5 protein-coding genes are annotated in these 7,391 nt (G+C 33.4%); 2 read left to right on the top strand and 3 right to left on the bottom strand.

Annotated features, from left to right (window positions below; all coding sequences use genetic code 11):
- Together B0A78_RS13080 and B0A78_RS13075 are read right to left on the bottom strand one after the other, a co-directional pair.
- The coding region (locus tag B0A78_RS13080) for an ATP/GTP-binding protein (protein WP_097609747.1) at positions 1-953 on the bottom strand (953 nt) is incomplete at its 3' end.
- A 41-nt stretch (positions 954-994) separates the two neighbouring features.
- Positions 995-2,857 carry a DNA topoisomerase IV subunit B gene (locus tag B0A78_RS13075; RefSeq protein WP_065213377.1) on the bottom strand — a complete coding sequence of 621 codons (1,863 nt, stop codon included), beginning with the start codon at positions 2,855-2,857 and terminating at the stop codon, positions 995-997.
- 164 nt (positions 2,858-3,021) lie between these two features.
- Between B0A78_RS13075 and B0A78_RS13070 the strand changes: the two genes are divergently transcribed.
- Entirely contained in the window at positions 3,022-5,712 is a 2,691-nt protein-coding gene (locus B0A78_RS13070; RefSeq protein WP_041253227.1) for a TonB-dependent receptor, read from the top strand.
- 150 nt (positions 5,713-5,862) lie between these two features.
- On the opposite strand, the gene ychF is transcribed toward B0A78_RS13070, so the two are convergent.
- Positions 5,863-6,957 (bottom strand): redox-regulated ATPase YchF, encoded by a 1,095-nt coding sequence (gene ychF, locus B0A78_RS13065; RefSeq protein WP_014165640.1) that lies wholly within the window; start codon positions 6,955-6,957, stop codon positions 5,863-5,865.
- 197 nt (positions 6,958-7,154) lie between these two features.
- On the opposite strand from ychF, the gene B0A78_RS13060 reads away from it, so the two are divergent.
- Positions 7,155-7,391, top strand: a 237-nt coding sequence (locus B0A78_RS13060) for a transposase (RefSeq protein WP_097609746.1), incomplete at its 3' end; no start/stop codon positions are given.

Below are 7,391 nucleotides of genomic sequence, written 5' to 3'. Positions count from 1 at the left end.
CTAAATACAATAATTCTTTTATCATAAGGTTTTTGTTCCTCATAACTTTTAACTAATTTATTTAACAAATGCTTTGATGTAGGATTATTTACCTTTTTATCAATTACAAAGCTTTTAATTGACTGTTTTTGCAAATCTGTAAGTAACGTTCCCAATCTAGATAAAATCAAATTAATATCTTCCTCATTCACCTTTTCCAACACATATTCAATTGGCTCTTCATTATCAATTACTATAATATTTAATATATCTTTAGTAAACTGAGTTAGACCATCTTTTAACAAATTATCAATTTTTTTTTCTAATTGGACGAATTGCTTTTGAACATCATCCATCCCAAACTGGATTAATGTTACTTCTTCATCCAAAAATTCATCATCATCATAACCCAAATTATGTAAATCTTCTTCTACTCTTCTATAGGTTGGGAAATACATAATCTCTGAATTATCAAGTTCGTTTTTAATTTTTAAATCAATTTCTTTTAAATTATTATCAAACCCTTGTTTAAATTCAGAATCTTCAAAATATCTAAATATTCTATGAAGAGGATACTTTCTGAACTTATAATTTCTTTCTAGCAATTTTTCTAGCTCATATGTACTCCTCTTATTATGTGTCCATTTTTTACTTAAAAATTCAAATTGAGCATATCCAAATTCTTTAACGAAATCCTTTATTTCAGAGTCTTTAAACAATCTATCTATTGATTTAGCAATAAGATCTTTTGTAATTTCAACTTCTCGGTTTTCAAAGGAAATAGTTAATTTTTCAAAATTAAAATCACTAAGTCGAAGAAAATTTCTAGTTAAAGTATAATAAAGCAAATTAAGTATTTGTGTTTTTCCTAATCCATTTTCACCGATCAAAATCATTTTGTTTTCTTTGAAAATAATATCTATATTATTTGTACCAAATAAGCCTATTATGCTAAATTTTTTTATGAAGTTCATTTTTTCTGTTTTTCTTTTATAAAATTATCGTCAATAGAACACTAACTATTCAACTCCTCCACCGTATCCAACTCCACTTTCAAATTCTTGATAATAAATTCCTGACGGTCAGGGGTATTCTTACCCATATAGAACTCTAATAATTTTTCGATAGAAGTCGCTTTGTCCAACATTACAGGGTCTAAACGAATATCTTCTCCAATAAAATATTTGAATTCATCTGGTGAAATCTCTCCTAATCCCTTGAATCGGGTGATTTCTGGTTTTGGTTTTAACTTCTCAATAGCATTACGTCGTTCCTCATCACTATAACAATAAATCGTTTCTTTCTTGTTACGAACACGGAACAAAGGCGTTTGCAATATATACAAATGTCCTTCTTTGATGATTTCTGGGAAAAACTGCAAGAAAAAAGTAATTAACAACAAACGAATGTGCATCCCATCCACATCGGCATCGGTTGCGATTACAATGTTGTTGTAACGCAAATCTTCCATACTTTCTTCGATATTCAATGCGGCTTGAAGCAAATTGAATTCCTCGTTTTCATACACTATTTTTTTGGTCATTCCATAGGTATTCAAAGGCTTTCCACGCAAACTAAATACCGCTTGAGTATTCACATCGCGAGATTTTGTAATAGACCCCGAAGCTGAATCTCCCTCGGTAATAAACAAAGTGCTCTCTAAACTACGTGCATTTTTTGCATCAGTAAGATGCACACGACAGTCGCGCAATTTTTTGTTATGTAAACTGGCTTTCTTAGCTCGTTCTTTAGCTAACTTACGAATGCCCGACAATTCTTTACGTTCGCGTTCTGCTTGTAAAATTTTACGAAGTAACAAATCTGCTACCTCTGGATTTTTATGTAAGAAATTATCTAAATTTGTTTTAATAAAATCGTTTATATAAGTACGAACCGTAGGCGAATTAGGTCCCATATCGGTAGATCCTAATTTAGTTTTAGTTTGTGACTCAAAAACAGGTTCTTCTACTTTAATAGAAATTGCGGAAACAATTGATTTACGAATATCAGATGCTTCAAAATTTTTATTATAAAACTCTTTAATTGTACGTACAATAGCTTCTCGAAATGCCGCTAAATGAGTTCCCCCTTGTGTTGTATTTTGTCCGTTAACAAACGAGTAATATTCTTCAGAATATTGTGTTCTACTATGTGTCATAGCAACTTCTATATCATCACCCATTAGATGTATGATAGGATATTGCATATCTTCTTCTGTAATGGTTTCTTCTAATAAATCTTTTAATCCATTTTCTGAAAAAAATTTTTCACCATTATATACTATTGTTAATCCTTTATTCAAATAACAATAGTTTTTTAACATTCTAACAATGTATTCGTTACGATACTTATAATGTTTAAAAATCGTATCATCTGCTATAAAACTAACCTTCGTTCCTTTACGTTTAGTAGTTTCTACAACATCTTCCTCTACAGTAAGGGTTCCAGCTGAAAATTCAGCCGCTTTTTGTTGATTATCACGTACTGATTCAACTCTAAAAAAAGTAGAAAGAGCGTTTACTGCTTTAGTACCCACTCCATTTAAACCAACTGATTTTTTAAATGCTTTGGAATCATATTTCCCTCCTGTATTCATTTTGGATACTACATCCACTACTTTTCCTAAGGGAATACCTCGACCATAATCCCTAACAGTAATCATCTTATCTTTTAAGGTAACTTCTATGGTTTTCCCAGCTCCCATTACAAACTCATCTATACAGTTATCTAGGACCTCTTTAACCAAAATATAAATACCATCATCAGGTGATGATCCATCTCCCAACTTACCGATGTACATCCCAGGACGCATACGGATATGCTCTCTCCAGTCGAGAGAACGTATATTATCTTCGGTGTATTGATTTTGTTCGAACATATATAAAAACGATTGGGTGCTAAGATACTTGAAAAGTATGTAAAAAGAAAATAAAACAATCTATTAACAAAAACAAATAAATAAAAGAAAAAAATAAAAACATTTTTTCATTATTAACATTTTTTTTAGATATTTGATAAAACAATAACCTAAAAAAAATAAATATGAAAAAAATTCATTGCTTATTATTGCTAATAATGACTTGGACAGGTTTTTCCCAAAACCTCATAAAAGGATCTATTAAAGACACTGGAGGACTAGGAATTCCAGGAGTTAATATTACTGCTAACAATGCAGGTGCTACAACCTCTGATTTCGACGGTAGCTTTTCCATTAAACTAAATCCAGGAAAACACACCTTAAAATTCAATTATATGGGCTATAAAACAGAAACTAGAGAAATTGAGTTAAAAGACCAAAACATTGAATTAAACATAGTGCTACAAGAAGAAAATAAAAGTTTAGATGAAGTAGTAGTGGTGGGGACTAGAACAGCCCCTCGAAGTAATACCACCACATCTTTACCTATCGACCTATTATCTTCTAAAGAATTGGCTTCAACAGGACAAGCTTCATTTGACAAAGCATTGCAATACAGAATTCCTTCATTTAATACGGTTCAAACTCCTGTAAATGATGCTACATCCTTATTAGACCCTTATGAAATACGAAATATGGGACCTAGCCGTACATTAATCTTAATCAACGGCAAGCGTAAAAACATGAGTGCATTAGTATATACACAAACCTCTCCTGGACGTGGCGAAACAGGAGCAGACATTTCAGCGATCCCTCAAGATGCTATTGAAAGAGTTGAAATATTACGTGATGGCGCCTCAGCTCAATACGGATCTGATGCTATTGCAGGGGTTATGAATATCATATTAAAAAACAACCCTAATTCAGGATCTACCACTCTACGAACGGGAATTACTGGAAAAGGAGACGGAAAAATGATTGGAGCAAGCCTTAATAACGGCACAACGGCTTTTAACGAAAAAGGGTTTATTAATTACACCTTAGATTTTTCTAAAGCAACTTTAGCCAATAGACCTGGTACTGTTGATGCACAAGGAGAAGCTAAAGATTTTAATGCAAACATAGTAGATGTCCAAGATTTTCTAAACAGACACCCAGATGCTGGTAATACAAATGGATCACCTGCAACGGCAGCCGCTAAATTTGAAATCAATGGAGGCTTGGATACATCTGAAAATTCAAAATTATATTTCAATGGTGCTTATGTTTACAAAAAAGTAAATTCATTTGCAAACTACAGAACCCCCTATTGGAGAACCTTAACAGACTATCCCTTTTTAAATCAATTGTTCCCTGGAAATGGCAAAAATGGCTATGATGGATACGCACCTACTTTTGAAGGAGATCTTAATGATTATAATGCTACTTTAGGCTTAAAATCAACTAAAAACGGATGGAACACTGATTTAAGCATCACCTTTGGAGGCAATACACAAGAATACACAGTAAATAATTCATTTAACCGTTCTTCCCTTTTAGATAGTAACGGAGCTAATCTATATCTTCAAAATAGCCCTATTTCATTTAAACCTGGAGGAACAAAATTTGATCATATCGTAGGAAACATAGATATAAATAAAAATTTAACCGATAAAATCAGTTTTGCTATAGGCACAGAATTTAGAACTGAAAACTTTACCATTATAGAGGGAGACAAAGCTTCTTGGGATGGAATGGGTGCTGATTCATTTGCTGGTAACAGACCCGAAAATTCAGGCAAATTCAATCGTTATAATATTGGAGGGTATATTGCAACTACTATAGATTTTACAAAAAACTTCTTAATAGATGCAACCTTACGTGGTGAAAATTATAGCGACTTTGGTACAACTTACATAGGTAAATTGAGCGGAAGATATAAATTTTTAGATGATAAAATAACATTAAGAGCATCCGTATCATCTGGATTTAGAGCTCCATCCTTACATCAAATTTATACCCAAAAATCACAATATAGCTTTTTCCCAGGGCAAGGTGTTTTAGCAAGCGGATTAGTAAACAATGTGTCTCCTCAAGCTCGTCAAATGGGAATTGAAAAATTAAAAGCTGAAAAATCTGAAAATTACACAATTGGTTTAGGCTTCAAACCAATGAAAAACATTACATTAACACTTGACTACTACCACATCAATGTTTACGACAGAATTGTTTTAAGTGATGAAATTAAAGACGTGACTATTAACGGGAAAAATCTAGGGACATTATCTTTCTTTACCAACGCTTTAGATACTAGAACAAGAGGTATTGATGTAGTTGCTAGCATACGAAACATTAAACTAGGAAGCGGAGATTTAGGATTTAATCTATCAGGAAATTACACATTTGAAAATTGGAATACTAACAAAATCCCAGTAAAATTTGGAAAAGATCTTATAGATGCCACACAACAACATTTATTATTTACTTCTCGTCCTAAAACCAAATGGATCTTAGGGACTAATTATGACATCGGAAAATTTGGTTTTTCACTAAACAACACCTTATTTGGAAAAACAGTATTCAAACAAGTTGGATTAGATTCTAATTTAAGAACTGAATTCAAACCAAAAGTTGTAACTGATTTAGGAATAAATTTTAACGCCACAAACAAATTAACTTTTGCCTTAAATATCAACAACTTATTTAATATTTTACCTAAATGGGAATTTAAAGCTGAAAATAGTACGGGAGAAGCTAGTTTAACAGACCCTAATTTTGTAAAAACACAATCAAATTTAATTACTTTCAACCAACGTTATTCACAGATGACCTATGATGGGTACCATTTCAGCCAATTAGGAACTATGTTCAGTCTATCTTTAAACTATAAATTTTAAAACAAAAAGAGGCTGTCATTTTGACAGCCTCTTTTGTTACTAAATTATTCGGATACCTCGGAAATAATTTTCACATATCCGATTCTTAGAAAGTGAGTTCTACACTTTTAGTACACCTCTTATAAAATATTAAAAATACCAATAACCAAGCTATACATTAAATCTAAAGTGCATCACATCACCATCCTTTACTATATACTCCTTACCTTCCACACGCAACTTACCCGCTTCCTTCACCTTACTTTCAGAACCAAAAGTCACATAATCGTCATAAGCAATCACCTCTGCACGGATAAACCCTTTCTCAAAATCCGAGTGAATCACACCTGCTGCTTTCGGAGCTGTATCACCCACTTTAATAGTCCAAGCACGAACCTCTTTTACTCCAGCCGTAAAATACGTCTGCAAGTTCAATAATTTATACGCCGAACGGATTAACTTCGATACACCAGGTTCCTCTAACCCCATGTCCCCTAAAAACATCTGACGCTCTTCATAAGTTTCTAGCTCTGTAATATCCGCTTCAGTGGCAACTGCTAATACAATCACCTGCGCATTCTCATCCTTCACCAACTCTTTCACCTGTTCAACATACGCATTCCCATTAGCTGCCGATGCTTCATCTACATTACACACATACAACACAGGCTTTGAAGTAATCAACTGAATCATATCTAAACAGTCCGCCTCGTCCTGATTTTTAGGTTCAATCACACGAGCCGACTTCCCTTCTAATAAAACTGCTTTAATACGCTCTAATAAATCCGCTTCAACAATCGCTTCTTTATTGCCCGATTTCGCCATTTTTTTAGCTTTATCCAAACGTTTTTCAACGGTTTCTAGATCTTTTAACTGCAATTCGATATCAATCGTTTCTTTGTCACGAATCGGGTTCACATTCCCATCCACGTGCACAATATTATCATTATCAAAACAACGCAACACATGAATGATTGCGTTACATTCGCGAATATTACCCAAAAACTGATTTCCTAATCCTTCACCTTTACTCGCACCTTTTACCAACCCTGCAATATCCACAATCTCAACAGTCGCAGGCAACACACGCTCTGGATTAACCAATTCTTCTAATTTTTCCAAACGCGGGTCTGGTACATTCACCACTCCAATATTCGGTTCAATTGTACAAAACGGAAAATTAGCACTCTGCGCCTTCGCATTCGACAAACAATTGAATAAAGTTGATTTTCCTACATTCGGTAAGCCTACAATACCTGCTTTCATGGTTAATTATTTTTAAAAAGTCTGCAAATATAACTTTTTTAGACTTCAAATACTAATTTTTTGGGCGTGCCCCTCCTCAAACAAAACTTTCGTCAGCCTTTGGCGGAAGCTCTCCCTTTCGGCGGGATACTGTACAAAAAAAGTGTGTAAAGAATTTTTTGTAATTTTAAAATTATGAACCATTAAAATTTACAATTATGGACTTTACACACGCTCAAATTTCGGAATTATTATTGGAAGTTGCAAATTCAGAAAATGGAACGAATTTATTAATGCAAATGACCTTAGAGACCTTTATGAAGTCAGAACGGGTATTGCATCCGCTAGAAAATCCCACGGATTATGCAAATGGATTTAGAACTAGAACGACTAATGGTTTTGGCAAAGAAATGGTTTTAAAGGAACCAAGAACACGAAGAGGTACCTTTTATCCA

Source organism: Flavobacterium columnare NBRC 100251 = ATCC 23463, assembly GCF_002530675.1.
GTDB classification, from domain to species: Bacteria; Bacteroidota; Bacteroidia; order Flavobacteriales; family Flavobacteriaceae; genus Flavobacterium; species Flavobacterium columnare.
The sequence above is the reverse complement of the archived record's forward strand: the minus strand, read 5'-3'. Positions and strand labels throughout refer to the sequence as shown.